The organism is Streptomyces koelreuteriae, from assembly GCF_018604545.1.
GTDB classification, from domain to species: domain Bacteria; phylum Actinomycetota; class Actinomycetes; order Streptomycetales; family Streptomycetaceae; genus Streptomyces; species Streptomyces koelreuteriae.
Genome location: NZ_CP075896.1, coordinates 3,420,601 through 3,444,830 on the forward strand (window position 1 = coordinate 3,420,601; position 24,230 = coordinate 3,444,830).

Sequence of the window (24,230 nt, forward strand, 5' to 3'; positions counted from 1 at the left end):
GGGGTGGGGAATGTCGCGCGGGCACCCCGCGAAGTCAAGAGACAGACACGGGAGTCAGGAGCCGGACCGACCTACTCGAGACCGATGGCCGCGCAGTCCGCCTCCAGCTTCGAGGTGCAGATGTCCTTCACCGTGTAGACCCCGTCCGTGATCACCGTCTCCTTGATGTTGTCCTTGGTGAGGGCGACCACCGGCACCAGCATCGCCGGGATGTTCTTCGCCGTCGGGCTGTCGACCGTCTCCCGGGTCAGCGCGGCGAACTCGATCTGGCGGCCCTGGACCTTGGCGACCGCGATCTTCGCGGCGTTCGTCGCCTCCAGCAGGAAGGACTTGTACACGGTCATGTACTGCTCCCCCGACACGACCCGCTGTACCGCGTCCAGGTTGGCGTCCTGCCCGGTCACCGGCGGCATCTTGGTGGCGCCCGCCTCCTCCAGCGCCTCGATGACGGCACCCGCCATGCCGTCGTTGGCGGAGTAGACGGCGGCGATGTTGTTCAGCCCGACGGCCCGGATCGCCTTCTCCATGTTCGCCTTGGCGATGGAGGGCTTCCACTCCTTGGTGTCGTACTGCTCGACGATGTCCACCTGGCCCTGGAGCTCGCTCAGCGCGCCGTCCTTGAACCGGGCCGTGTTCGGGTCGCCGGGGTCGCCGTTCATCATGACGACCTTGTCGTTCTGGGACTTCTCGCCGAGCTCGCTCATGATGGCGCGGCCCTGCACCTGCCCGACGAGTTCGTTGTCGTGGGAGACGTAGGCGTCGATCGGGCCCTCGGCGAGCCGGTCGTAGGCGATGACCGGGATGCCGGCGTCCTTGGCCTTCTTCACGTCCGAGGCGATCTTCTTGGAGTTCAGGGCGTCCACCAGGATGACGTCGACCTTGTCGGCGATCATCTTCTGGAACTGCTGGCTCTGTCTGGACACGCTCGACTCGGCGTTGGCGTACTGGACCTTGCCCTTGTTCTCCGTGAGGGAGGCGACCTCGTCCCTGATCAGGGGGTAGTCGAACTTCTCGAAGCGGGCCGTGTCCCGGTCGGGCAGCAGCAGGCCCACCGTGATGTCGTTGCCCTTCTGCACGGCGGTGTCGTCACTCCCGTCGTCGCCGCACGCGGAGAGGGACAGGGCCGATACGGAGACCGCCAGGGCTATGGCGACAGGGCGCACAGCGGTCCGACGGGTGTTACGCGCTTTCACTGGTGGTGCCTTCCGTGGGGGGAGGGAGCATCGCGACGGGATTGCTCGAAAGCCAAGGGGAGACGGCGTGCGGCGTCAAGAAAATCGTGTGAAGACATCGCAAAGGCCGCCTCACGCCCGGCCGTCTCAGCGTGCGTACAGCCCCTCGACCTCTTCGGTGAACGCGCGCAGTACGGCCTGGCGGCGGAGCTTCATCGAGGGGGTCAGATGGCCCGCTTCCTCGGTGAAGTCCTCGGGGAGGATCGCGAAGGCGCGGATGGATTCGGGGCGGGAGACCATCTTGTTGGCCTCGTCGACGGCGCGTTGGAGGACGGCGCGCAGATCCTCGTCGTCGACGAGCAGTTTGGCCGGTACGGGGTGTTTGCCGTTCATCTGGCGCCAGTGGGTGATCCCGTCCGGGTCGAGGGTGATCAGGGCCGAGACGAAGGGGCGGCCGTCGCCCAGGACGAGGCACTGGGAGATCAGCGGGTGGGACCGCAGCCAGTTCTCCAGCGGGGCCGGGGCGACGCTCTTGCCGCCCGCGGTGATCAGCAGTTCCTTCTTGCGGCCGGTGATCGTGAGGTAGCCCTCGTCGTCCAGTTCGCCGAGGTCGCCGGTGGCGAGCCAGCCGTCGGGGGCGGCGGGGACGACGCCGCCGGCCTGGGGGTCCCAGTAGCCGCGCAGCACATGGTCGCCGGCGAGGAGGATCTCGCCGTCGGCGGCGATACGGACACGGGTGCCGGGCAGCGGCCAGCCGACGGTGCCCAGACGGGGCTTGAGGGGCGGGGTGACGGTGGAGGCGCCGGTGGTCTCGGTCAGGCCGTAGCCCTCGAAGATCTCGATGCCGGCTCCGGCGTAGAACGCGGAGAGGCGGCGGCCCAGCGGTGAACCGCCGCAGATCGCGTAGCGGACCCGGCCGCCCATGGCGTTGCGGATCCGGCGGAAGACCAGGGGGTCGTAGAAGATCCGGGCGGTCTTCAGGGCGCGGGAGGGGCCCGGGCCGGTGCCCGTCTGCTGGGCCTCCACCGCCTCGCCGTAGCGCCGCGCCACCGACACCGCGCGGTCGAAGGAGGTCACCCGGCCGCTCGCCTCGGCCTTGGCGCGGGCCGAGTTGAAGACCTTCTCCAGCATGTACGGGATGGCCAGCAGACAGGTCGGCCGGAAGCTCGCCAGGTCCGGCAGCAGCTGGTCGGCCTTGATGCTCGGCGCGTGGCCCAGCCGCACCCGGGCGCGGATGCAGGCGATCGCGACCATGCGGCCGAAGACGTGGGACATGGGCAGGAACAGCAGGACCGAGGCCTCTTCGCTGGTCTTCGTCTTGAAGACGGGGTAGAGCAGCTCGATGGCGTTGTCGACCTCGGCGAAGAAGTTGCCGTGGGTGAGGGCGCAGCCCTTGGGGCGGCCCGTCGTGCCCGAGGTGTAGACGAGGGTGGAGAGCGTGTCGGGGCCCAGCATGCCGCGCCGCACCTCCACCTCCTGGTCGGCCAAGTGCTCCCCGGCCTCCGCGAGCCGGTCGACATGGCCCTTGTCGACGACCCACATGTGCTGGAGGTCCGGCAGGCGTTCGCGCTCGGGGCCGAGGGCGGCGGCCTGCCCGGCGGTCTCGGTGACCAGGGCGACCGCGCCCGAGTCCTGGAGGATCCAGCGGGCCTGGAAGACGGAGGACGTGGGATAGATGGGGACGGTGACCAGTCCGGCCGACCAGGCGGCGAAGTCCAGGACCGTCCACTCGTAGATCGTGCGGGCCATCACGGCGACCCGGTCGCCCGGCATCAGGCCCTCGGCGATCAGGCCCTTCGCCACGGCGAGCACCTGGGCGGCGAACTCGGCGGCGGTGACGTCGCTCCAGTTCCCCTCGGCGTCCTTGCGGCTGAGCACCACGGCATCCGGCGCCGCGCTCGCGTTGTCGAACGGCAGGTCGGCGAGCGATCCGTGCGTCCAGGGCGGCGCCAGCGGCGGTACGGCGGCCTCCCGCACCACCCCGTCCAGCCGCCGCGTCTCGGGTTCGACCAGGACCGGCCCTCCGTACACGTCGTCGCCGTAGGCGGAGGAGGGATACGCAGTGGACACGGGCGGCTCCTGGGGCGTGCAGCGGTGAACTGCTTGCTGCATGGACGTACGTGCCTCGCACGCCGAGGCGCTCAACCGGCTGAACACGCAGAAAGGGGTTACTGCCGGTAGGAACGGGATCGTACGGCCCTCACGTGGCGGGTTTGTGCGAGTTCGGGGATGGTCCGGAGCCGGGCCTGTGCAATCTCGGGGGTTACGTGAGGGACCTTCAGTTTTGGTGCCCCCCCCGGCCGCCGTCATGCCCGCTCCAGAACGGCCGTCACCCCCTGCCCGCCCGCCGCGCACACCGAGATCAGTCCGCGTGCGGGCGCGTCCCGTTCGGCCAGGAGCTTGGCCAGCGTGGCCACGATCCGGGCGCCGGTGGCGGCGAAGGGGTGCCCGGTGGCGAGGGACGAGCCGGCGACGTTCAGCCGGTCGCGGTCCACCGCACCCAGACCCCGCTTCTCCCAGGCGGCGAGCGTCGCCAGCACCTGGGAGGCGAACGCCTCGTGGATCTCGATCAGTTCGAAATCGGCCGGCTTCAGCCCGGCCCGCTCCAGCATGCGCGGAACGGCGTACGCCGGTGCCATGAGCAGACCGTCCTCGCCGCCCGCGACATCGCCGTCGACGAAGTCCACGGCGGCCGTCTCGTACGCGGTCAGATACGCCAGCGGTGTCAGGCCGCGCTCCCGGGCCCACTCCTCGCTCGCCAGCAGGACGGTCGCCGCCCCGTCCGTCAGCGGGGTCGAGTTCCCCGCCGTCATGGTCGGGTCGGGGTGGTCCAGGCCGAACACCGGCTTCAGGGCGGCCAGTTTCTCGGCGGTCGAGCCGGGGCGCAGGTTCTGGTCGCGGGCGAGGCCCCGGAAGGGGATCACCAGGTCCTGGAAGAAGCCGCGTTCGTACGCCGTCGCCAGCCGCCCATGGCTCGCCGCGGCCAGTTCGTCCTGGGCCGTACGACCGATGCCCCAGGCCCGGGCGGTGACGGCGGCGTGTTCGCCCATGGACAGCCCGGTGCGCGGCTCGGCGTTGCGCGGGATGTCGGGGACGAGATGGGAGGGGCGCACCTTCGCGAGGGCCTTCAGTCGGGCGCCCGCCGACTTCGCGCGCCGGGCCTCCAGCAGGATGCGGCGCAGGCGGTCATTGACGCCGAGGGGTGCGTCGCTGGCCGTGTCGGCGCCGCCCGCGACCGCCGACTCCGTCTGGCCGAGGGCGATCTTGTTGGCGGCGGCGATGACGGCCTGGAGTCCGGTGCCGCAGGCCTGCTGGATGTCGTAGGCCGGGGTGCTCGGGTGCAGTGTCGAGCCGAGGACGGCCTCGCGGGCGAGGTTGAAGTCGCGGCTGTGCTTGAGGACGGCTCCCGCGACGAACTCGCCCACCGCTCCGGGTTCCTGGAGGTCGTACCGCTCGACGAGGCCGTCGAGGGCCTGTCTGACAAATCCCCGTCGTCCGCCCGAAGGGCGGGCTCTGCGGCGTCTGGTGCGTGCGATCGCAAGGCGCCGGAGCGTCCTCGATGGGGGTCCCCCGCTCGAGCGCAGCCGAGAGTGGGGGAGGAGCCACGTGGGCGGTTCGGCAACGCGGCGAGCGTGCGTGCCAGGCGTCGCAGAGCAGGCGGGGATTTGTCAGACAGGCCCTGGGGCGGCGGTGAGCATCTGCTGGTTGGAGGCGGTGGCGTAGGGGCCGTCGGAGCGGGCGAACGGGATGCGTGCGCCGCCGATGATCGCCACGCGCCGTACCGAGGGCGCGATCCGCTGAGGGCTCATCTCGACCTGCTCCTCGCCTGTGACGTAGCATTACCTCCGGTAACCTTACTCCAGAGTAAGGAAGAGCGAGTGTCCTCCGGCAGCTGGGAGTTGGAATGGCCGACCGCTATCTGCGCTTCACCGGTACCGCGCCCGGCCGTTTCCTCACCCGCCGCCTCGGCCTGCCCGAGCCCGCGGCGCTGATCCGCTGGTCCGCCGAGCGCCCGGCCCTGGACGGCGGCCTGCGTCACCTCACTGCCGGCCGGTCCGGCCTGGACCTCGCCCCGGTCCTCGCCCGTACGGGCATCGCCCCGGCCGGAGCCGACCGGGCCGCCGCCGTCGTCCTGGACGCGAGCGGGGTGCGGGACGTCGAGGGACTGGCCGAGGTGCACGCGGCCCTGCATCCCGTCGTACGGTCGGTCACCCCGAGCGGCCGCGTGGTCGTGCTCGGCGCGCCGCTCGACCCGGCCGACCATCACCAGGCCGCCGCCCAGCAGGCCTTGGAGGGCTTCACGCGCTCCCTCGGCAAGGAGATCGGCCAGGGCAGGACGGTGAACCTGGTCCGGCTGACGGACGCGTCCGCCGCCGAAACCACGCTCCGTTTCCTGCTGTCGCCCAAGTCGGCGTATGTCAGCGGGCAGATGATCGAGGTGGGGGCCGGCGAGGAGCCTGAGGTGCCTGTCGACCGGGACCGTCCCCTGTCCGGCCGGACCGCCCTGGTCACCGGCGCCGCGCGCGGCATCGGAGAGGCGGTCGCCGAGACACTCGCGCGGGACGGCGCCCGGGTCGTCGTCCTCGATGTGCCCGGGGCCGAACAGGACGCCCGGCGCGTCGCCGACCGGCTCGGCGGCACCGCCCTGCTCCTCGACATCACGGCCGCCGACGCGGGCGCGCGCATCGCCGAGGCCCTGCCGGACGGCCTCGACCTGCTCATCCACAACGCGGGCATCACCCGCGACCGGCGGCTGGTGAACATGCCGGCCGAGCGCTGGATCCCGGTGCTGGAGGTGAACCTGGCGAGCGTGCTGCGCACGACCGACGCGCTGCTGAAGGCCGGGGCGCTGCGGCCGGGCGGCCGGATCGTGGCGACGGCCTCGATCGCGGGCCTCGCCGGCAACACGGGACAGACCAACTACGGGGCGAGCAAGGCGGGCATCGTCGGCCTGGTCCGCTCCCTCGCGCCGCGCGCGCTCGCCGAGCACGGGGTGACGGTCAACGCCGTCGCGCCGGGCTTCATCGAGACGAAGATGACGGCCGCCGTCCCACTGTTCATCCGCGAGGCGGGCCGCCGCATGAACTCCCTTGCCCAGGGCGGTCTTCCGGTCGATGTCGCCGAGACCACCGCCTGGCTCGCGCACCCGGGCTCGGGCGCGGTCAACGGCCAGGTCGTGCGCGTCTGCGGCCAGAGCCTGCTGGGGGCGTGATGACCGACGCCCCCGCTCTCGTCCTCACCGGGCCGCCTTCCCTGGCCCCGCTCCTCGCCCGCGGCGCCTTGCTGTCCCCCTTCAAACGGCCCGCCCCCGACGCGGAGTTCCCCCGCACCCGGCTCGTCCTGCCCGGCCTGCGGGTCGACCTCGCGCGGCTGGCGGCGTACGAGCGGGTCTGCGGGTTCCCGACCGGGGAGGACGCGCTGCCGCTGACGTATCCGCAGGTGCTCGGATTCCCCCTGGCCATGCGGCTGATGAGCGGCCGGGACTTCCCGCTGCCGCTGCTGGGCCTGGTCCACACGTCGATCACCGTCACCCGGCATCGGGGGATGCCGGCGACCGGCGCGTACGAACTCGCCGTACGGGTCGACGGACTGGCACCGCACCGCCGCGGCACGGAGGCCACGGTCGTCACCGAGGTGCGCGAAGGCGGGGACGTCGTCTGGGAGTCGAGCAGCACCTACCTCGCCCGGCACCGCACGCGACGGCCCGCCGAGGATGTCGGGTCTGCGGAGGAGGTCCGCAAACCGCTGCCCACCGTCGCCGAGTGGCGGCTGGCCGAGGACGTCGGCCGTCGCTACGCCGCCGCCTCCGGAGACCGCAACCCGATCCACCTCCACCCCCTCACCGCCCGCCTCTTCGGCTTCCCCCGGGCCATCGCCCACGGCATGTGGACCCTCGCCCGCTGCCTGGCCGCCCACGGCACACCGGACTCCTGCCACGCACGCGCGGCCTTCAAGGCACCGGTCCTGCTGCCGGGGACGGTGACGTACGCGGCGGAGAACGGCCGCTTCGAACTGCGGGACGGGGACGAGCGGGTGCATGTGGCGGGGGATGTCCACCCGGCGTAACCGCCCGGGCCACCTGCCGGGCAGCTACCCGGCCGACGCCTGCTCAGCCACCCGCCCCTGCCTGCCCGGCCGCGAGAGCCGGGCAGCCCGACCGGCCCGAAACCCCGGGCGTCCACCCGGCCGGCCAACGGCCCGGCACACCACCGCCAGCCGGCCACCACCGCCCGCCAGGGCAGCTACCCGCCCTGATGCTCCGCCCGTTCCTCCCCCTGCGGGGACCACGGTCGTCCCGCCATGAGGTCGCCCAGCCCCGCCCACGCGAAGTTCATCATCGTGGCCGCGGCCTGGCGGGCCGTGACGCCGGGGGTGGCGTTGGCCCAGGCGGCGAGGGATTCGGCGGCGCCGACCAGGGCCTCGGCGAGGCCGGCGACCTCGCGCTCCGGGAGGTCGGGGTCGTGGTGGGCCTCACGAGCACCGGTGAGGATGAGCTGCGTCACGAACGCGACGATCTCCTCGCGCATCGCGGTGACCTCGGCGGCGAACGGCTCGCCGTGGGTGCGGGCCTGGAGGTGCAGGACCGACCAGGCGTCCGGGTTGCGGGCGGTGTGCGCGAAGAACGCCCCGAGCCCTTCCCAGAGTTGCCGGTCGGAAGGCAGATCGGGCCGGACCCCGGCCCGCACCGCCTCGACGAGGGACTTGGCCTCGCGGCGGATGCAGGCGGTGAAGAGGTCTTCCTTGGAGTTCAGGTACAGATAGACCAACGGCTTGGACACGCCCGCAAGTTCGGCTATCTCGTCCATCGACGCGGCCATGTAGCCGCGTTGGCCGAAGATCCGCACGGCGGCGTCCAGCATCTGCTGTTCGCGGACCGCACGCGGCATCCGCTTGGTCTTCACGGCACCCATACGGCTTAGCGTACGGTCCCCCCGGCCTGCCCTCGGTCGTGAACCGAAGCGGACCGGCCAGGGGGACGACGTCAGCCCGTCACACCGCGGCGGGCACCTGCTCGCGCTCCGCGTCCCGCTTCTCGTCCCACGGGTCGTCCAGGGAGGAGCCGTCCGCCGTGGCGTAGGCCTCGCGGTCGAGCAGGTTCTCCCGGGCGGCGACCAGGACCGGGATGAGGGCCTGGCCGGCGACGTTGGTCGCGGTGCGGATCATGTCGAGGATCGGGTCGATCGCGAGGAGCAGACCGACACCCTCCATCGGCAGGCCGAGGGTGGAGAGGGTCAGGGTCAGCATGACCGTCGCGCCGGTCAGGCCGGCCGTGGCGGCGGAGCCGACCACCGAGACGAACGCGATCAGCAGGTAGTCGCCGACACCGAGCTGGATGTCGAAGATCTGGGCGACGAAGATCGCGGCGATCGCGGGGTAGATCGCGGCGCAGCCGTCCATCTTGGTCGTGGCGCCGAACGGCACCGCGAAGGACGCGTACTCCTTCGGCACGCCGAGCCGCTCGGTGACCTTCTGCGTCAGCGGCATCGTGCCCACGGAGGAGCGGGAGACGAAGGCCAGCTGGATCGCGGGCCAGGCGCCCTTGAAGAACTGGATCGGGTTGGCCTTGGCGACGGTCGCGAGCAGCGCCGGGTACACGCCGAACAGCACGATCGCGCAGCCGACGTAGATGTCGACGGTGAACGTCGCGTACTTGCCGATCAGGTCCCAGCCGTACGTGGCGATGGCGTGGCCGATGAGGCCGACGGTGCCGATCGGGGCGAGCCGGATGACCCACCACAGCGCCTTCTGGAGCAGCTCCAGGACGGACTCGCTCAGGTTGAGGATCGGCTGGGCCTTCTCGCCGAGCTGGAGCGCGGCGATACCGGCGACGGCGGCCATGAAGACGATCTGCAGGACGTTCAGCTCGGTGAACGGCGTGATCACGTCGGTCGGCACGATGCCGGTCAGGAAGTCGATCCACGAGCCGGTCTCGTCGGGCTTCGCGCCGTCCTTGGGCGTGAGGCCGGTACCGGCGCCGGGGTTGGTGACCAGGCCGATGACCAGGCCGATGCTCACCGCGATCAGCGAGGTGACCATGAACCACAGGAGGGTGCGCGAGGCCAGGCGGGCCGCGTTGTTGACCTTCCGCAGGTTGGTGATCGAGACGAGGATCGCGAAGAAGACGAGCGGCGCGACGGCGAGCTTCAGCAGGCCGATGAAGGTGTCGCCGACCTTCTCCAGGGTCGTGGTCAGCCAGGACAGGTCCTGGTCGCGGGCGAGCCAGCCGAGCAGCACACCGAGGACGAGACCGGCGATGATCTGAGCCCAGAAGGGCACCTTGAAGGACTTCGTGTATGAGGACACGGACTGACTCCGTTGGGGGGACGCGTTGGGGGGGGAGCTGACGTGGGAGACGACGGGGGTTGGCGTTACGTCAGAGACGACAGTTAGCGGACGCGCACCGACAGAGATCCACGTGCAGTCGCGCGACAAGTGCGAGCCGCCGGGGCATGACGCTCCGGGGCTGCAGAGGCACGACTGCTGAGTTCATCACCGCGACACCTTAACACCTGAACTTTGAGGACCCCAAAGCCTCGCTTTGACAGGCAGAAACGCGCAGGCACCCATACAAGGCAAAGCGCCCCGTTTCCGAGCATGTACGGAAACGGGGCGCTGCGCGCGAGTGTGAGGAAGCTTACGAGGCCTGGCCCTGCGCCCGGCTCGTCTCGTCGGCCGAGTCCTCCTGGCTGCGACTTGCCTCCATGTTGGCCTTCATACGGTCGACCCGCTCCACGATCTGCACGGAGGCGCGGTCGCGCTCCTTGCGCAGCACGACGAAGCTGATCGGCGCGGAGAGCACCAGGGCGAGCGCCACGATCCACAGGCCGTTGCTGTCGCCGAGGCCGCGCGGGGCGAGGCCGGAGTAGACGAGGCCCCAGACGACCACGAGGCAGCCCACGAAGATTCCGAGGCGCTTCAGTGTGTAGCGGAGCATCTCAATCCACTCTTCCGATTCCAAAAAGGGCCAGGTTCAGTGAAGCACGCCGGGAGGCCGATCTTTCAGGGGGGTCAGTGCAGCGGCAGCAGCATGATCACGTCGTCCCGGTCGTCGCCCGGCGCCACCCGGATGGCACCCGGGATCCGGCCGACCTCCTTGTAGCCGCAGGACTCGTAGAACCGCTCGAGACCGAGGCCGCCCCGGCAGGTCAGCCGGATCGCCCCGATGCCGTCGAGCCCCCGGGCCGCCTCCGCGGCCGCGCCCAGCAGGTCACGGCCGTAGCCCTTGCCCTGGTGGCTCGGATGCACCATCACCGTGTACAGCCACAGCCAGTGCGTCATCAGGCGGTGCGTGTTGAGGGTCAGGAACGCGGTCGCCGCGACCCGCCCCTCCTCGTCGAACCCGACGAGCAGCCTGACCGTGCCCTCCGCCATCGACGCGAAGTGCTTCACCAGCGAGGGCCGGATGTCCTCCGGCACCACGGGCGGCACGAACCCGACGGCTCCCCCGGCGTTGGAGACATCGGCCCACAGATCGAGAATGCCGTCACGCAGCTCGGGGGTGACGGCGGGATCGAGCGTGAAGGTAAGGGGCATGCGGGGATTGTAGCTATTACGACAACGCGCCCGCACGCCCCGAAACGAGTCAGACCCGCATCGGCTGAGGCGACTCCCGGCGCTCCGGGTCGGCCCCCTCGTACTCGCGGATGATCTCGTAGCGCGTGTTGCGCTCCACGGGCCGGAACCCGGCATCGCGAATCAGATCCAGCAGATCCTCACGCGTCAGCTTGTTCGGCGTACCGAAGTTGTCCGCGTCATGCGTGATCTTGTACTCGACGACCGACCCGTCCATGTCGTCGGCGCCGTGCTGCAGGGCCAGCTGCGCGGTCTGCACCCCGTGCATCACCCAGAAGACCTTGACGTGCGGCACGTTGTCGAACAGCAGCCGCGACACGGCGAAGGTCTTCAGCGCCTCGGCGCCCGTCGCCATCTGGGTCCGCGCCTGGAGGCGGTTGCGGACCTTGCCGTCCTTCACGTCGACGAAGTCGTGCTGGTAGCGCAGCGGGATGAAGACCTGGAAGCCGCCGGTCTCGTCCTGCAGCTCACGCAGCCGCAGCACGTGGTCCACGCGGTGCCGCGGCTCCTCGATGTGGCCGTAGAGCATGGTGGCCGGGGTCTTCAGACCCTTCTCGTGGGCGAGCCGGTGGATGCGCGACCAGTCCTCCCAGTGGGTGCGGTGGTCGACGATGTGCTGCCGGACCTCCCAGTCGAAGATCTCGGCGCCGCCGCCGGTCAGCGACTCCAGCCCGGCGTCGATCAGCTCGTCGAGGATCTCGGAGGCCGGCATCCCGGAGATCGTCTCGAAGTGGTGGATCTCGGTGGCCGTGAACGCCTTGAGCGAGACGCCGGGCAGTGCCTTCTTCAGCTCGCTCAGCGACCGGGGGTAGTAACGCCACGGCAGGTTCGGGTGCAGCCCGTTGACGATGTGCAGCTCGGTGAGGTTCTCGCCCTCCATCGCCTTGGCGAGCTTGACGGCCTCCTCGATGCGCATCGTGTACGCGTCTTTCTCCCCCGGCTTGCGCTGGAAGGAGCAGTAGGCGCAGGAGGCCGTGCACACGTTGGTCATGTTGAGGTGACGGTTGACGTTGAAGTGCACGACGTCGCCGTTCTTGCGGGTGCGCACCTCGTGCGCGAGGCCGCCGAGCCAGGCCAGGTCGTCCGACTCGTACAGCGCGATGCCGTCCTCACGGGTCAGCCGGACGCCCGCCCTGACCTTCTCCTCCAGCTCGCGCTTGAGCCCGAGATCCATGCCCACACCTTTCTACGAAGACGACCCAACCGTACGACTACGCCCCTACTCCTCTTCCGGCAGCTCCCCGACGCGGTTCTCCCACTTGGTGGAGAGCACGATGGTCGTACGGGTCCGGGAGACGCCCTCGATGCCGCTGAGCCGGCGGATCATCTTCTCCAGACCGTCGACGTCGGCCGCCCGCACCTTGAGCATGTACGAGTCGTCGCCCGCGATGAACCAGCAGTCCTCGATCTCGGAGAGATCCTTCAGCCGCTGCGCCACGTCCTCGTGGTCGGTGGCGTCGGAGAGCGAGATGCCGATGAGGGCGGTGACGCCGAGGCCGAGCGAGGCGGCGTCGACGGTGGCCCGGTAGCCGGTGATGACACCGGCCGCCTCCAGCCGGTTGATGCGGTCGGTGACACTGGGTCCCGACAGTCCGACGAGGCGTCCCAGCTCCGCGTAGGAGGCCCGGCCGTTCTCCCTCAGGGCCTGGATGAGCTGCCTGTCCACCGCGTCCATTGCGATCGAAGCCTTCCGCTGAAGTTGTCTGTGGTCCGATGAGGTTTCGGGGTCGTGCGGTTTCGGGGTCGTGCTCACGGGGAGTCGGCGCGGTGCGATCCGCCGCCGAGCTCACCTTGCCAACGGCGGTAGAGCCGGTGCGGCACGCCCGCCGCGTCGAGGACGCGTCCGGCGACGAAGTCCACCAGGTCCTGGATGTGCGTCGCGCCCGCGTAGAAGGCGGGTGAGGCCGGTACGACGCTCGCGCCCGCGTCGTCGAGGGTCACCAGGTGCCGCAGGGTCTGGCCGTTCAGCGGGGTCTCGCGCACGGCCACGACCAGGGGGCGGCTCTCCTTCAGGGTCACGCTCGCCGCCCGCTGCAGCAGGTCCTTCGACAGCCCGAGCGCGACCCCGGCCACGCTCGCCGTCGAGGCGGGCACGATGAGCATGCCCTTGGTGGGGTACGACCCCGAGGAGGGCCCGGCGGCCAGGTCGCCGGCGCTCCAGTGCCGTACGGCGTCGAGGTCCACGGCGAAGGTGTCGGGCTTGCCGTCGGCACCCCGGGACAGCCATTCCCGCAGGTCGTCCCGCCAGTGGGCGTCCCGGAAGGAGATCCCGGTCTCATCCAGCAGGGTGAGCCGCGAGGCCCGCGACACCACGAGATCGACACTCTCACCGGCCGCGAGCAGGGCCCGCAGCACGGCAGCGGCATACGGAGTGCCGGAGGCCCCGGACACCCCTACGATCCAAGGCGTACGCGGCGTCTCGCCTGGCTTGACTGGGTTCACAACACCGAGCCTATCGGGCGTCACAGGGTGGGAACCGGCGCAGGGGTGTGGGCCGTTGCATGAAGGGGATGAGCGAGCACTGGGGGTCGCCATGTCGGGTGTGGAAGCCGGGCGGTCTCGCGGCGATCGTGTGATGGCCGCGGGCAAGCTGATGCTGGTCTGGGTGGCGCTGCTGTGGGTGCTGGAAGTGGTGGACGTGGCGAGCGGCCACGCGCTGGACGGCTTCGGCGTCGCTCCGCGCGAGCCCTCCGAGCTGATCGACGTCGTCCCCTCGGCGTTCATCCACTTCGGCTTCGCCCATCTGCTGGCGAACACCCTGCCGCTCCTGGTCCTGGGCTTCCTGGCCGCGCTCAGCGGGCTACGCCGTTTCCTGCTGGTCTGCGCGCTGATCATCCTGGTCGACGGCCTGGGCGTCTGGCTCATATCTCCGCCGGACACCAACACCGCGGGCGCCTCCGGCCTGATCTTCGGCCTCTTCGGCTTCCTCCTGGTCACCGGCTTCCTGGAGCGCCGCCCCCTGGGCATCCTCACCGGCATCGTGATCGCCGCGATCTGGGGCGGCTCCATCCTGACCGGCCTGGCCCCGACCCAGTCGGGCGTCAGCTGGCAGGGTCACCTGCTCGGGCTGCTGGCGGGCGTGGCGGCGGCGTTCGCGTTCCGCCGCCGCCCAGCGGCACCGCCCGAGCTCATACGGTGAGGCTCATCAGGCTCACACGGTGAGGCCGCGCACCAGCAGATCCAGCAGCGCGCACACGAACAAGGCGATCCCGATGAAGCCGTTGACGCTGAAGAACGCCCGGTTCACGCGGGACAGATCGTGCGGTCGGACGATGGAATGCTCGTACAGGAACGCGCCCGCGACGATCAGCAGCCCCAGCCAGAAGAAGGCACCGGCGTCGGTGGCGAGGGCGTACCAGACGAACAGGGCCGTCGTCAGCGCGTGACAGACCCGCGCCCCCCAGATCGCCGCCGGGATGCCGAAGCGGGCCGGGACGGACATGACGCCGATCTCGCGGTCGGTCTCGACGTCCTGGCAGGCGTAGATCAGGTCGAAGCCGCCGATCCAGATGCCGACGGCGAGGCCGAGGATGACCGCGTCCCAGGACCAGGCCCCGGTGACGGCGAGCCAGCCGCCGACCGGGCCCATCGCCTGGGCCAGGCCGAGGATGGCCTGGGGGAAGTTCGTGAACCGCTTGCCGTAGGGGTAGACCACCATCGGGATCACCGCGATGGGGGCCAGGGCCAGGCAGAGGGGGTTGAGCAGGGCCGCCGCGCCGAGGAAGACGACCAGGGCGATCAGCGCCCCGGTCCAGGCGTGGCGTACCGACATCGCGCCGGTCACCAGCTCCCGCTTCGCCGTCCGCGGGTTACGGGCGTCGATCTCCCGGTCGATGATCCGGTTGACCGCCATGGCGAACGTACGCAGCCCCACCATGCAGACGGTGACCAGCAGCAGCCGCCCCCAGTGGATGTTCCGGTCCACCTGGAACATCGCGGTGAGCGCGGCGATATAGGCGAAGGGCAGCGCGAAGACCGAGTGCTCGATCATCACCAGGCGCAGGAACGCCTTCGTGCGTCCCGGCTGGGGGATCGCGGCGGACGCGGAGCTCACAGGCCGTACTCCTTCCAGCGACGGTCCACCTTCGCCGCCGTCTCCGGGTCGGACTCCACCATGTCGGGCCAGCCGCCGTCGCGGGTGTAGCCCTCCTCGGGCCACTTCTTCGTCGCGTCGATGCCCGCCTTGCCGCCCCAGAACTGCTGGTAGGAGGCGTGATCGAGATGGTCGACGGGCCCCTCGACAATCGACAGATCCCGGGCGTAGTCCGTGTTGCCGAGGGCCCGCCAGGCGACCTCGTGCAGATCGTGGACGTCGCAGTCGGCGTCGACGACCACGATCAGCTTGGTCAGCGACATCATGTGCGCGCCCCAGACGGCGTGCATGACCTTCTGCGCGTGCTTCGGGTACTTCTTGTCGATCGAGACGATCGCGCAGTTGTGGAAACCGCCCGCCTCCGGCAGGTGGTAGTCCACGATGTCCGGGATGATGATCTTCAGCAGCGGCAGGAAGAAGCGTTCCGTCGCGCGGCCCAGCGGCCCGTCCTCCGTCGGAGGGCGACCCACCACGATCGACTGGAGCAGCGGCCGCTTCCGCATCGTCACGCAGTCGATCTTCAGCGCGGGGAAGGGCTCCTGCGGCGTGTAGAAGCCGGTGTGGTCGCCGAAGGGCCCCTCGGGCAGCATCTCGCCCGGCTCCAGCCAGCCCTCGATGACGACCTCCGCCTGCGCCGGCACCTGCAGCGGCACGGTCTTGCAGTCGACCATCTCGATCCGCTTGCCCGCGAGGAACCCGGCGAACAGGTACTCGTCGATGTCCCCGGGCAGCGGGGCCGTGGACGCGTACGTCACGGCGGGCGGACAGCCGAAGGCGATCGCGACGGGCAGCCGCTCACCCCTGCGCGCCGCCACCTGGTAGTGGTTGCGGCTGTCCTTGTGGATCTGCCAGTGCATGCCGATGGTGCGCTTGTCGTGGCGCTGCAGTCGGTACAGCCCGAGATTGCGGACGCCGCTCTCCGGGTCCTTGGTGTGGGTGAGCCCCAGATTGAAGAAGGAGCCGCCGTCCTTCGGCCAGGTGAACAGCGCCGGGAGCTGGTCGAGGTCGACATCGTCCCCGGTCAGGACGACCTCGTGCACCGGGCCGTCCTTGACCTTCTTCGGCGGGACGTGGGTCATCGAGCCGAGCTTGCCGAAGGCCTCGCGCACGCCGACGAACCCGTGCGGCAGCTCGGGCTTCAGCAGCCCGCCGATCCGCTCGGAGATCTCGCCGTACGACTTCAGCTCCAGCGCCTTCAGCAGCCGCCGGTCCGTGCCGAACACGTTCATCGCGAGCGGCATGCCGGACCCGCGCACGTTCTCGAAGAGCAGCGCGGGGCCGCCGGCCTTCTGCACCCGGTCGACGATCTCCCCGATCTCCAGATACGGGTCCACCTCGGCCTTGATGCGCTTGAGGTCGCCCTCGCGCTCCAGCGCCCTGAGCAGGGAGCGAAGATCGTCGTAAGCCATGCGGTCCAGTATCCCCGAGCGGCTACCCTGGCCCTGAACCGCCCACCCGCTTTCGCTGAGAGGCCGCATGCTCCGGGTACTGATGTTCCTCGTGCCGCTGGCGCTGAGCGTGTACGCGTTCATCGACTGCATCAGCACCAAGGACGACGACATCCGCCACATGCCCAAGCCGCTGTGGGCACTCCTCGTACTGGTGTTCCCGCTCGTCGGTTCCATCTCCTGGCTCATCGCCGGCAAGAAGCGCCGCCCGGCCGCCGAAGGCTGGTCCGGCGTCCGAGGCAACCGCTCCCGACAGTGGGTCGCGCCCGACGACAACCCCGACTTCCTGAAGTCCCTCGACGAGGACAAGCCCCAGGACCGGGACAGGGGCGCCGACCCGGACGACCCCAAGCGCGACGAGTCCTGAAGCGGCGCAGTAGGTCAGCGGACGGCCGAGAGCAGGGCTGACCAGGCGGACCGGGTGACGACCAGGACCGGTCCGTCAGGGTTCTTGCTGTCGCGGACGGGGACGGTTTCGGGGAAACCGGGGGCTACTTCGATGCAGTTGCCGCCGTTGTCGTCGCTGTAGCTGCTCTTGATCCACGTCGCCGCGCTGAGTCCGGTCCTGTTCATGCTCGTACCCTTCCAGGCTGGAGCGCGAGGCACGAGGTGAATGCCGCCCAGGCTTGGGGGGACACCAACAGCACAGGTCCGTCAGGGGCTTTGCTGTCGCGGACCGGGACGACTTCGGGGAAACCGGGGGCTACTTCGATGCAGTTGCCCGCGTCGTTTCCGCTGTAGCTGCTCTTGATCCAGGTCGCTGCGACGAGGCTGTCCATCGTTCCGCCCATACGCTTCCATCGCCTCCCTGATCAATGCGGCTGATTCCGGGGCAGACGGAGCGTCAGCCCTGAGCACATCATAGGCCTGGCACTGTTGGGCGTAGGCGTTCGGATCATTGTTGAAGTAGCCACGGCTCAGCGACTCCGAGTAGATCCACTGCTCGCTGTGCGGCAACGTGATCAGAGACATCGAGCTGTTGGGGCGGACGAGGTCGTAGCGATCGGCCGGGGCTACCTGGATACGGATGTTGGGGCGCTGCCCGAGGCTCAGCAGGTGGGCGCACTGATCACGCATCACGACCGAGGGACCGACGGGACGCAGACAGCTCTCATCCAGTACGGCGATGTACAGCGGCCCGTCCGCCGCGAGGAAGCGCTGCTGTCGGCTCAGGCGCGCGCGAACCCGGTCCTCCAGCAGTTCGCCACAGGCCTTTTGGGAGAGCAGCGCCCTCGCGTAGTCCGCCGACTGAAGCAAGCCCGGCACCACCATGTCCTGGTACTCGTACAGCTTGACCGCGTTCGCATCCATCTCCGCCCGGCGTTGGAACCAATCAGGATGCTCCACCTGCGGGTACCAGTCGATCCGGCCCCACAACCGCATCAACACCCCACCCGTGGCCAGAAGTTCATCACAGCTCTTGGCGAAACCGTCGGTCGGAACCCTCGTCCCCGCCTCCACCCGAGCCACATGCGAACGGTCGCAGGGGATACGCCCCGCCAACCCCTCCTGCGTGAGCAACGCCGCCTCGCGGAAATGCTTGAGCACCTCCCCGAACACGGCCGCCGTACTCACCCCCGACCCCGCGCTGCCATTCCGTCGACTCACGGCTCCCCCTCCGTGACAGTGCACCACCCGCACGCCCGAAACATTGATCCGGCCCATTCCCCTGCGCAACGCTCGATACACCCAGAGTTACGGAGGAGCACGAAATGGAACCGGGATCGCTCGTCTACGACCCCCACACGCACAAGGTCGGCGAGTACCAGGACAAGACCGGGCCGTACGTGATGCTGCGCCCGGTCGGCGGCGGCCGGGAATGGCAGGCCGACCCGGCTCGGATCAGGCCGGCCACCCCGGAGGAACGGATCAGTGCGGGCGTACGCGCGGCCAACGACCGTTCCAGGGAGGGCATCACCTTCGACCCGACCCGACCCCCCGTCCCGGTGCCCGGCTGCGCGACCTGCGAGGAACTCGCCGCCCAGCGGGACAAGGCCCGGGCGGCGTTCGACGGAAGTGCGGTGACGGACGCGAACGTACTGCTGCGCCAGCACCAGGGCAGGGAGCACGGCGGGGAATCGACAGGGCGCAGACTGTTCCGGTACGTCCCGTACACGATCGTCCAGGACGACTCCGCCCTGCCGGAGTACCAGGCGTACTGCGTCTCCGGGGAGGAGACGGACTGCGGGGCGAGCTCAGGGCCCTGCTCGGCGCCCGCCGAGGTCGAGGAGTGGCAGCGCAGGCACACCCAGGAGACCAGGCATCTGCGCTACCGCCGCAGCTTCGCGGATTACGCGGTCCTGGAACGGCACGGCTGACAAGGCCGACCGAGAGCAACTGTCGGGGCCGCCCGCTTCTTGTCAGTGTCGTGCTTCCACGAGCCGAGTAAAGGGCGCTCCGCGTCGCCTTCGGCGATGGCCCTCCGGGCCACCCTTGACTCACCTCGCTCCAGCACGGGAGAGAAGCGAGCGAGCGGCCCGGAAAGGCGGGTGGCCAGGCCCACCGCCCCTCCAGCCAGCTACCTGACCACTGGCGAGAGGGAAGCGCGCCCGCGCCTCGCCAGCACGCCGGGCCGCTTAGCGGCGAACGGTGGTGGGGGGGGGAAGGGGGGGAGCGACCGTCGGTGGGTGGATGAGCAGGGGGCGGGGAGGCTGAAGGTGGTGAGTGGAGCGGTCGGGCCAGCCAACCCCCTCCTCGACCAGCAACTTCCCTCTCCCCCTTGGCCCATCCGCTCCCAAAGCAGCAATAACGCGCCCTCCGTAACCGGTCCCGGTCCCGGTGCCCCCGCCGACGGCCCCTCCCCACTCCACCCACTCCCCCCCCACCCACCCACCACCGTTCGCCGCTAAGCAAACCCGGCGTGCAGGCGAGGCGCGGGGGCGGCCGCTGACGCCGGGGGCGATGCAACGGGGCGTAGATCGCAGGTTGGGTCTGGCCACCCGCGTTTCCGGGCCGCTCGCTCGCTTCTCTCCCGTGCTGGAACGGCCTGGGTCAAGGGTGACCCGAAGGGTCATCGCCGAAGGCGACGCGAAGCGCCCTTGACGCAGGCCGTTCCAGCACGACACTCCAAAGAAGCGGGCGGCCCCGAGAGCACCCTCCAAGTCACCCGGGGAGGAACCCACCCGTCCTCGACGCCCCTGCCACCGACACCTCCCGGGGAGTCCCCTCCGCCACGACCCGGCCTCCTCCGGCCCCGCCCTCCGGACCAAGGTCGATCAGCCAGTCGGACGCCCGCATGACATCCACGTTGTGCTCGATGGTGATGACGGAGTGGCCCGCGTCCACCAGTCGCTGCAGCACACCGAGGAGACGAGCCGTGTCCGCCGCGTGCAAACCCGTTGTCGGCTCGTCGAGGACGTAGAGCGTACGGCCGGCCGACCTGCGCCCCAACTCCTTCGCCAGCTTCAGGCGTTGGGCCTCGCCGCCGGACAGGGTGGGCGCGGGCTGGCCCAACGGGAGGTAGCCCAGGCCGACATCCGCCATGCGGCGCAACCGGCCGGCCACGGCGGGCACGTCCCGGAAAACGCCGAGCGCCTCGTCCACCGTCGCCTCCAGTACCTCGGCGATGTCGTGCCCCTCGTACCGGACCCCGAGCACCTCGGGCCGGAAACGCCGTCCCCGGCAGGCGGGGCACCGTACCTCCACGGCGGGCAGGAAGTGCATGTGGACCGACAGCACCCCGGCGCCCTCACAGCGCTCGCAGCGGCCACCGGCGGTGTTGAAGGAGAAGTGTCCTGGTGTGAGCGCCCCCTTCGAGCGGGCCGCGAACACCTCACGTATGGGGGTGAAGACCTCGGAGTACGTCGCCGCGTTGGACCTCGGCAGGCGGCTGACCGGCTCCTGGTCGACCGTGACGATCTTGCCCAGGTGCTCCCAGCCGTCGATGCCGTCGTGCTCACCCGGCTGCTCCCCCGCCCCGTTGAAGCGGCGGCGGGCGGCCCGGTCCAGGATGTCGAGCAGCAGCGTGGACTTGCCCGACCCGGACGGGCCGGTGACCGTGACCAGCCGGCCCAGGGGGATCCGTACGGTCAGGTCCTTGAGGTTGTGAGCCCGGGCGCCCCGGATGACCAAGGCCGCCTCACCAACGCCGCCACCCCGCTCGCGCGACACCGGCGACGCCACCCGGCCCGACAGATACGCCCCGGTCGGTGAGCCCTCCACCCCCGCGACCTCCTCCGGCGTGCCCTCGGCCACGATCCGCCCTCCGTCGCGTCCCGCCCCCGGGCCGACGTCCACGACCCAGTCCGCCGCCCGCAGCACGTCCAGGTCGTGTTCGATGACGAGCACCGTGTTGCCCAGGTCGCGCAGCCTGCGCAGGACGCGGACCAGTCGCTCGGTGTCGGACGGATGCAGTCCGATCGTCGGCTCGTCGAGGACGTAGAGGACGCCGGTCAGGCCGGAGCCGAGCAGGGCGGCCAGTCGTAGCCGCTGGGTCTCGCCTGCGGAGAGGCTGGGTGTGGCCTGGCCGAGGGTGAGGTAGCCGACGCCGACGTCGACCAGGCGGCGCACTCGCTCCTCCAGGTCGGCGACGACCGGTTCGACGAGGAGCCACTCGTCCCCGTCCGACCGCTCCCGCAGACCGGCCAGCCAGGTGTCGAGGTCGGTCAGGGGAAGCCGGGCGGCCTCGACGATGGTGTGTCCATGGACGGTCACGGCCCGGCTCTCCGGTCGCAGCCGGGTTCCGCCGCACTCCCCGCAGGGCTGTTTCAGCAGGCCCTGCTGTTCGGCGCGTTCGCGGTACTCGGGGTCGTCGGCCCTGTCGTTGTAGCGGCGCAGCAGTGCCGTGGCGACCCCTTCGAAGCGGCCTTTCGACACGGTCGCCGGTGGATCGGTGTCCGGGAAGTGCCGTCGGAACTCGGGGCTTTCGACGCCGTGGAGCAGCAGGTCCCTCGGAATGTCGCCCAGTTCGTCGACGGGTGCGTCCGCGTCGAAGGTGAAGCCGTAGTGGGCGGCGGCGGCCCGCAGTACGGGGAGGCTCCAGTCGGTGTACTTGGTGTTCCAGCCCTTCACCGCGCCCTGGGCGACCGACTTCCCGCCGTCGACCAGGCGCCGTACGTCGGGCCGGATCACCTCGCCGAGGCCGGTGCACGACGGGCACGCGCCCGCAGGCTTGTTGAAGGAGAAGGAGCCCATCACCAGCTCGGGCACGCGCATGCCGCAGTGCGGGCAGGGCCGCAGCTCCGCCTCGGCGTCATCGGCGTCCACGTCGCCCTCGGCGCCCTCGGCGTACGACGGCGGGATGTCCTTCCCGCAGCCGGGGCACGGCCGTACTCCGATGCGCGACCACAGCAGCCGCAGATACGTGAACACCTCGGTGACCGTGCCGACCGTGGAGCGGGGGCTGCGGTTGGTGTGGTGCTGGTCGACGCTGATGGACGGGGACAGGCCGGTGATCGAGTCGACGGCGGGCTTGCTGACGAGGCCGGTGACCATGCCCAGCGACTCCAGGTACTGGCGCTGGCCCTCGCGGTGGAGGGTGTCGAAGGCGAGGGTGGACTTGCCGGAACCGGACAGGCCGGTCAGGACGACCAGCTTGTTCTTCGGGAGGGAGAGGGAGACGTTCCTGAGGTTGTGGAGTCGGGCGCCGGTCACGCGAATGAAGGAGTCCATTCCTTCAAGTCTTCCATTGAAGTGCGGTGTTGAGACTTTGGAGCATCCACCCCCCTTGTCTCCTGCCGTAACCTTCAAATCGATGACGAACCAACGCCGTCTCCGTCCCGTCGACCTCGCCCGGTCGGCCGGTGTCTCGACGCAGCAGATCCGCAACTACGAGGACGCCGGTGTGCTCCCGCCGGCCGCCCGGACCGCGTCCGGCTACCGCGCCTTCACCGAGGTGCACCGCGCCGCGCTGCTGGCGTACCGGACGCTGATGCGCGGGTACGGGCCGGTCGCGGCGACGCGGATCATGCGGACCCTGCACGAGGGGGACGCCGCGGGCGCGCTCGCGCTGGTCGACGCCGCGCACGCCGCCCTGCACGAGGAGCGTGTCTCGCTGAGGGCCGCGAGTGAGGCGCTGGAGTTGCTGGCCGCGGAGCCGCCCGCCCCGCTCCCCCGGTCCGGCGGGCTGCGGATCGGGGAGGTGGCCGCGCTGTTGGGCGTACGGACGTCGGCGCTGCGGGTGTGGGAGGGGGCCGGGCTGCTCATGCCCCGGCGGGAGCGCGCCACGGGATACCGGCTGTACGAACCGGCGGATGTGCGCGACGCCCGGCTCGTGCACACCCTGCGCCGCAGTCACTATCTGTTCGATCAGATCCGGCCGGTGCTGGAGGGGTTGCGGAGAGAGGGCAGCAGCGATGCCCTGCGGGCGGCCGTCGCGGCGCGCGGGGAGGCTCTGACGGCTCGGACCAGGGTGATGATCGAGGGTTCGGGGGCGCTCCACGGCTACCTCGCGTCAACCGAGCGCACCGCCAAGGGCTCGTAACGCCGTTCGAGATGCCATCCGTTCCATTGAAATGTGGCGAAAGCCGGTGTCGCCGAGGGCCCGTTCGGCATTCCTTTGGTCGGGTCTATCCCACCTGCGAACGGAGACGCCCTGTGCGAATGACTGACATCCAGCGTTGCGAGGTGCGACCTGGGCGACTCGTCGAATGGACACTCAGTCCGGCGACCGTCGCGACGGCGAAGGCGCTGCCGGAGGACTCCAGGCCGCCGGCGTACATCCAGGAGTCGCACCTCCGGACGGCGCGGTCCGTGCGCGAGGACGGGCTGTTCGTGCCGACCTGGCTGGGCGCGGCGTTCGACATCCCGGGGCGGGCCGATCTGGACGCGCTGGGCGAGGCGCTGCGCGGCTGGACGCTGCGGCACGAGACCCTGCGCAGCGGCTTCCGCTGGGCGGGCGGTCCCGGTGACTCGATCCGCCGCTTCACGCTCGACGCCTCCTCGGTGTCCCTGCACCGCGAGGAGGCCGGCGACTTCACCGACCCGGCGGCCCTGGCCCAGCACCTCCAGGACCGCTTCGACACCACGGCGGACGCCCTGCGCTGGCCCAACCTCATCTACACGGCGGTGGTCCGGGACGACTCCACCAGCGTGTACATGGCGTTCGACCACAGCAATGTCGACGCCTACTCCATCCACCGCATCCCCGCCGAGATCCACGAGTTGTACGAGGCGGCCCGCGGCGGCGGTGAGGTGGCGGCGGCGCCGGAGCCGGAACCGGTGGGCAGCTACGTCGACTTCTGCGAAGCGGAGCGGGCGGACGCCGACCGCATCGACGCGGACCACGACATCGTCGCCCGCTGGCGGGAGTTCATCCACCGCTGCGAGGGCCGGCTGCCGAGCTTCCCCATGGACCTCGGCCTGGATCCCGAGGGCGGGCTGCCCACGCAGAAGTTCATGCGTGAGCCGCTGGTGGACGCGGAGGCCGCCGCCGCGTTCGAGGCGTACTGCCGCCCGTACGGCGGGAGCCTCGTCGGGGTCCTCGCGGCCACGGCCCTGATCGTGCACGAGATCGGCGGCGAGCCCGTCTATCGCACGGTCGTGCCGTTCCACACCCGGGTGAAGTCCCAGTGGTCGCAGTCGGTCGGCTGGTACGTGGGCGGCGCCCCGATCGAGATCCCCATGTCCGAGGCCCCCGACTTCCCGAGCGCCCTGCGCACCGTACGCGCCGCCCTCCAGGCCAACCGACGGCTCGCCCGCATCCCCCTCGCCCGGGTCCTGCACCTCCTCGGCGCCGACTTCCGCCCCACCTCCCCCGACCTCTACTCGATCGTCTCCTTCGTCGACACCCGCGCCATCCCCGGCTCCGACCGCTGGACCGACCAGAACGCGTACGGGCTGCTGCGGGTGTCCTACGGCGACCAGGTCTGCGCCTGGATCACCCGGCTGCACGAGGGCCTGTGGTTCGCCAGCCGCTACCCGGACACGGACATCGCCCACAAGAACCTGCGGCTGTACGCGGAGCGGTTGCGGGACGTCATCACGAGTACCGCCGACCGGCCTTAG

The 24,230-nt window shown here is 70.4% G+C and carries 24 protein-coding genes; 7 read left to right on the forward strand and 17 right to left on the reverse strand.

From position 1 onward, the window contains the following. Positions 1 to 71: 71 nt before the first annotated feature. The 4 genes from KJK29_RS15145 to KJK29_RS15160 all read right to left on the reverse strand — a co-directional run bounded on the left by KJK29_RS15145 (position 72) and on the right by KJK29_RS15160 (position 4,981). Complete coding sequence (locus tag KJK29_RS15145; protein ID WP_251057809.1) at positions 72 to 1,163, reverse strand: sugar ABC transporter substrate-binding protein; 1,092 nt, start codon at positions 1,161 to 1,163, stop codon at positions 72 to 74. A 156-nt stretch (positions 1,164 to 1,319) separates the two neighbouring features. Continuing rightward, entirely contained in the window at positions 1,320 to 3,242 is a 1,923-nt protein-coding gene (locus KJK29_RS15150; RefSeq protein ID WP_215119676.1) for an AMP-dependent synthetase/ligase, read from the reverse strand. A gap of 236 nt (positions 3,243 to 3,478) precedes the next feature. Beyond that, positions 3,479 to 4,708: an acetyl-CoA C-acetyltransferase gene (locus tag KJK29_RS15155; RefSeq protein ID WP_407700485.1), complete on the reverse strand. Its 1,230-nt coding sequence runs from the start codon at positions 4,706 to 4,708 to the stop codon at positions 3,479 to 3,481. 132 nt (positions 4,709 to 4,840) lie between these two features. Next, positions 4,841 to 4,981 carry a hypothetical protein gene (locus tag KJK29_RS15160; RefSeq protein ID WP_215124625.1) on the reverse strand — a complete coding sequence of 47 codons (141 nt, stop codon included), beginning with the start codon at positions 4,979 to 4,981 and terminating at the stop codon, positions 4,841 to 4,843. A gap of 95 nt (positions 4,982 to 5,076) precedes the next feature. Here KJK29_RS15160 and KJK29_RS15165 point away from each other — a divergent pair, with 95 nt between their 5' ends. After that, complete coding sequence (locus tag KJK29_RS15165; RefSeq protein ID WP_215119679.1) at positions 5,077 to 6,384, forward strand: 3-oxoacyl-ACP reductase; 1,308 nt, start codon at positions 5,077 to 5,079, stop codon at positions 6,382 to 6,384. Further along, a complete protein-coding gene (locus tag KJK29_RS15170; RefSeq protein ID WP_215119683.1) occupies positions 6,384 to 7,238 on the forward strand; it encodes a MaoC family dehydratase in 855 nt (284 codons plus the stop codon). The genes KJK29_RS15165 and KJK29_RS15170 overlap by 1 nt, the downstream gene beginning before the upstream one ends. A gap of 176 nt (positions 7,239 to 7,414) precedes the next feature. Here the strand turns inward: KJK29_RS15170 and KJK29_RS15175 are convergent, their stop codons facing one another. The 7 genes from KJK29_RS15175 to KJK29_RS15205 form a co-directional block, all read right to left on the reverse strand. Further along, positions 7,415 to 8,083: a TetR/AcrR family transcriptional regulator gene (locus KJK29_RS15175; RefSeq protein WP_215119684.1), complete on the reverse strand. Its 669-nt coding sequence runs from the start codon at positions 8,081 to 8,083 to the stop codon at positions 7,415 to 7,417. Positions 8,084 to 8,162: 79 nt separating this feature from the next. Then, positions 8,163 to 9,476: a dicarboxylate/amino acid:cation symporter gene (locus tag KJK29_RS15180; protein ID WP_215119689.1), complete on the reverse strand. Its 1,314-nt coding sequence runs from the start codon at positions 9,474 to 9,476 to the stop codon at positions 8,163 to 8,165. A gap of 331 nt (positions 9,477 to 9,807) precedes the next feature. Further along, positions 9,808 to 10,107, reverse strand: a complete 300-nt coding sequence (locus KJK29_RS15185; RefSeq protein ID WP_215119690.1) for a DUF4229 domain-containing protein — start codon at positions 10,105 to 10,107, stop codon at positions 9,808 to 9,810. Between the two features lie 74 nt (positions 10,108 to 10,181). Further along, positions 10,182 to 10,706, reverse strand: coding sequence for a GNAT family N-acetyltransferase (locus tag KJK29_RS15190; RefSeq protein ID WP_215119692.1), 525 nt, complete (start codon positions 10,704 to 10,706; stop codon positions 10,182 to 10,184). A 49-nt stretch (positions 10,707 to 10,755) separates the two neighbouring features. Further along, a complete protein-coding gene (gene mqnE / locus KJK29_RS15195; RefSeq protein ID WP_215119696.1) occupies positions 10,756 to 11,919 on the reverse strand; it encodes an aminofutalosine synthase MqnE in 1,164 nt (387 codons plus the stop codon). Positions 11,920 to 11,964: 45 nt separating this feature from the next. Continuing rightward, the gene (locus tag KJK29_RS15200) at positions 11,965 to 12,420 is read right to left on the reverse strand and encodes an Lrp/AsnC family transcriptional regulator (protein ID WP_033314055.1); all 456 of its coding nucleotides are present in this window, start codon (positions 12,418 to 12,420) and stop codon (positions 11,965 to 11,967) included. A gap of 74 nt (positions 12,421 to 12,494) precedes the next feature. Continuing rightward, positions 12,495 to 13,187, reverse strand: a complete 693-nt coding sequence (locus KJK29_RS15205) for a UbiX family flavin prenyltransferase (RefSeq protein WP_215119699.1) — start codon at positions 13,185 to 13,187, stop codon at positions 12,495 to 12,497. A 91-nt stretch (positions 13,188 to 13,278) separates the two neighbouring features. Here KJK29_RS15205 and KJK29_RS15210 point away from each other — a divergent pair, with 91 nt between their 5' ends. Further along, positions 13,279 to 13,884, forward strand: coding sequence for a rhomboid family intramembrane serine protease (locus KJK29_RS15210; RefSeq protein WP_215119700.1), 606 nt, complete (start codon positions 13,279 to 13,281; stop codon positions 13,882 to 13,884). 12 nt (positions 13,885 to 13,896) lie between these two features. Here KJK29_RS15210 and mqnP read toward each other — a convergent pair whose 3' ends face one another. Together mqnP and KJK29_RS15220 are read right to left on the reverse strand one after the other, a co-directional pair. Continuing rightward, positions 13,897 to 14,799, reverse strand: coding sequence for a menaquinone biosynthesis prenyltransferase MqnP (mqnP, locus tag KJK29_RS15215; protein WP_215119701.1), 903 nt, complete (start codon positions 14,797 to 14,799; stop codon positions 13,897 to 13,899). Beyond that, positions 14,796 to 16,247, reverse strand: coding sequence for a menaquinone biosynthesis decarboxylase (locus KJK29_RS15220; protein WP_215119702.1), 1,452 nt, complete (start codon positions 16,245 to 16,247; stop codon positions 14,796 to 14,798). Before KJK29_RS15220 ends, mqnP begins: the two co-directional genes overlap by 4 nt. 67 nt (positions 16,248 to 16,314) lie before the next feature. Here KJK29_RS15220 and KJK29_RS15225 point away from each other — a divergent pair, with 67 nt between their 5' ends. After that, a complete protein-coding gene (locus KJK29_RS15225) occupies positions 16,315 to 16,653 on the forward strand; it encodes a PLD nuclease N-terminal domain-containing protein (RefSeq protein WP_215119703.1) in 339 nt (112 codons plus the stop codon). A gap of 14 nt (positions 16,654 to 16,667) precedes the next feature. Here KJK29_RS15225 and KJK29_RS15230 read toward each other — a convergent pair whose 3' ends face one another. The 3 genes from KJK29_RS15230 to KJK29_RS15235 are packed head-to-tail and all read right to left on the reverse strand — an operon-like array spanning position 16,668 to position 17,894. Beyond that, entirely contained in the window at positions 16,668 to 16,859 is a 192-nt protein-coding gene (locus KJK29_RS15230) for a DUF397 domain-containing protein (RefSeq protein WP_215119704.1), read from the reverse strand. Next, positions 16,856 to 16,999, reverse strand: coding sequence for a DUF397 domain-containing protein (locus KJK29_RS38820; RefSeq protein ID WP_251058099.1), 144 nt, complete (start codon positions 16,997 to 16,999; stop codon positions 16,856 to 16,858). The genes KJK29_RS15230 and KJK29_RS38820 overlap by 4 nt, the downstream gene beginning before the upstream one ends. Next, a complete protein-coding gene (locus KJK29_RS15235) occupies positions 16,941 to 17,894 on the reverse strand; it encodes a helix-turn-helix domain-containing protein (protein WP_370869139.1) in 954 nt (317 codons plus the stop codon). The genes KJK29_RS38820 and KJK29_RS15235 overlap by 59 nt, the downstream gene beginning before the upstream one ends. A gap of 104 nt (positions 17,895 to 17,998) precedes the next feature. Here KJK29_RS15235 and KJK29_RS39275 point away from each other — a divergent pair, with 104 nt between their 5' ends. Beyond that, positions 17,999 to 18,604 (forward strand): DUF7848 domain-containing protein, encoded by a 606-nt coding sequence (locus tag KJK29_RS39275; protein ID WP_215119706.1) that lies wholly within the window; start codon positions 17,999 to 18,001, stop codon positions 18,602 to 18,604. Positions 18,605 to 19,388: 784 nt separating this feature from the next. On the opposite strand, the gene uvrA is transcribed toward KJK29_RS39275, so the two are convergent. Then, complete coding sequence (gene uvrA, locus KJK29_RS15245) at positions 19,389 to 21,896, reverse strand: excinuclease ABC subunit UvrA (RefSeq protein WP_215119707.1); 2,508 nt, start codon at positions 21,894 to 21,896, stop codon at positions 19,389 to 19,391. An 82-nt stretch (positions 21,897 to 21,978) separates the two neighbouring features. Between uvrA and KJK29_RS15250 the strand changes: the two genes are divergently transcribed. Together KJK29_RS15250 and KJK29_RS15255 are read left to right on the forward strand one after the other, a co-directional pair. Continuing rightward, a complete protein-coding gene (locus tag KJK29_RS15250) occupies positions 21,979 to 22,707 on the forward strand; it encodes a MerR family transcriptional regulator (RefSeq protein WP_215119708.1) in 729 nt (242 codons plus the stop codon). 113 nt (positions 22,708 to 22,820) lie between these two features. Further along, positions 22,821 to 24,230, forward strand: coding sequence for a condensation domain-containing protein (locus KJK29_RS15255; protein WP_215119709.1), 1,410 nt, complete (start codon positions 22,821 to 22,823; stop codon positions 24,228 to 24,230).

Bases quoted from the DNA above. Each gene is read 5' to 3' on its own strand.
- KJK29_RS15160 (WP_215124625.1), bottom strand. From the start codon at position 4,981: ATGAGCCCTCAGCGGATCGCGCCCTCGGTACGGCGCGTGGCGATCATC.
- KJK29_RS15165 (WP_215119679.1), top strand. From the start codon at position 5,077: ATGGCCGACCGCTATCTGCGCTTCACCGGTACCGCGCCCGGCCGTTTC.
- KJK29_RS15170 (WP_215119683.1), top strand. From the start codon at position 6,384: ATGACCGACGCCCCCGCTCTCGTCCTCACCGGGCCGCCTTCCCTGGCC.
- KJK29_RS15175 (WP_215119684.1), bottom strand. From the start codon at position 8,083: ATGGGTGCCGTGAAGACCAAGCGGATGCCGCGTGCGGTCCGCGAACAG.
- KJK29_RS15185 (WP_215119690.1), bottom strand. From the start codon at position 10,107: ATGCTCCGCTACACACTGAAGCGCCTCGGAATCTTCGTGGGCTGCCTC.
- KJK29_RS15190 (WP_215119692.1), bottom strand. From the start codon at position 10,706: ATGCCCCTTACCTTCACGCTCGATCCCGCCGTCACCCCCGAGCTGCGT.
- mqnE (WP_215119696.1), bottom strand. From the start codon at position 11,919: ATGGATCTCGGGCTCAAGCGCGAGCTGGAGGAGAAGGTCAGGGCGGGC.
- KJK29_RS15200 (WP_033314055.1), bottom strand. From the start codon at position 12,420: ATGGACGCGGTGGACAGGCAGCTCATCCAGGCCCTGAGGGAGAACGGC.
- KJK29_RS15210 (WP_215119700.1), top strand. From the start codon at position 13,279: ATGTCGGGTGTGGAAGCCGGGCGGTCTCGCGGCGATCGTGTGATGGCC.
- KJK29_RS15220 (WP_215119702.1), bottom strand. From the start codon at position 16,247: ATGGCTTACGACGATCTTCGCTCCCTGCTCAGGGCGCTGGAGCGCGAG.
- KJK29_RS15225 (WP_215119703.1), top strand. From the start codon at position 16,315: ATGCTCCGGGTACTGATGTTCCTCGTGCCGCTGGCGCTGAGCGTGTAC.
- KJK29_RS15230 (WP_215119704.1), bottom strand. From the start codon at position 16,859: ATGAACAGGACCGGACTCAGCGCGGCGACGTGGATCAAGAGCAGCTAC.
- KJK29_RS39275 (WP_215119706.1), top strand. From the start codon at position 17,999: ATGGAACCGGGATCGCTCGTCTACGACCCCCACACGCACAAGGTCGGC.
- uvrA (WP_215119707.1), bottom strand. From the start codon at position 21,896: ATGGACTCCTTCATTCGCGTGACCGGCGCCCGACTCCACAACCTCAGG.
- KJK29_RS15250 (WP_215119708.1), top strand. From the start codon at position 21,979: ATGACGAACCAACGCCGTCTCCGTCCCGTCGACCTCGCCCGGTCGGCC.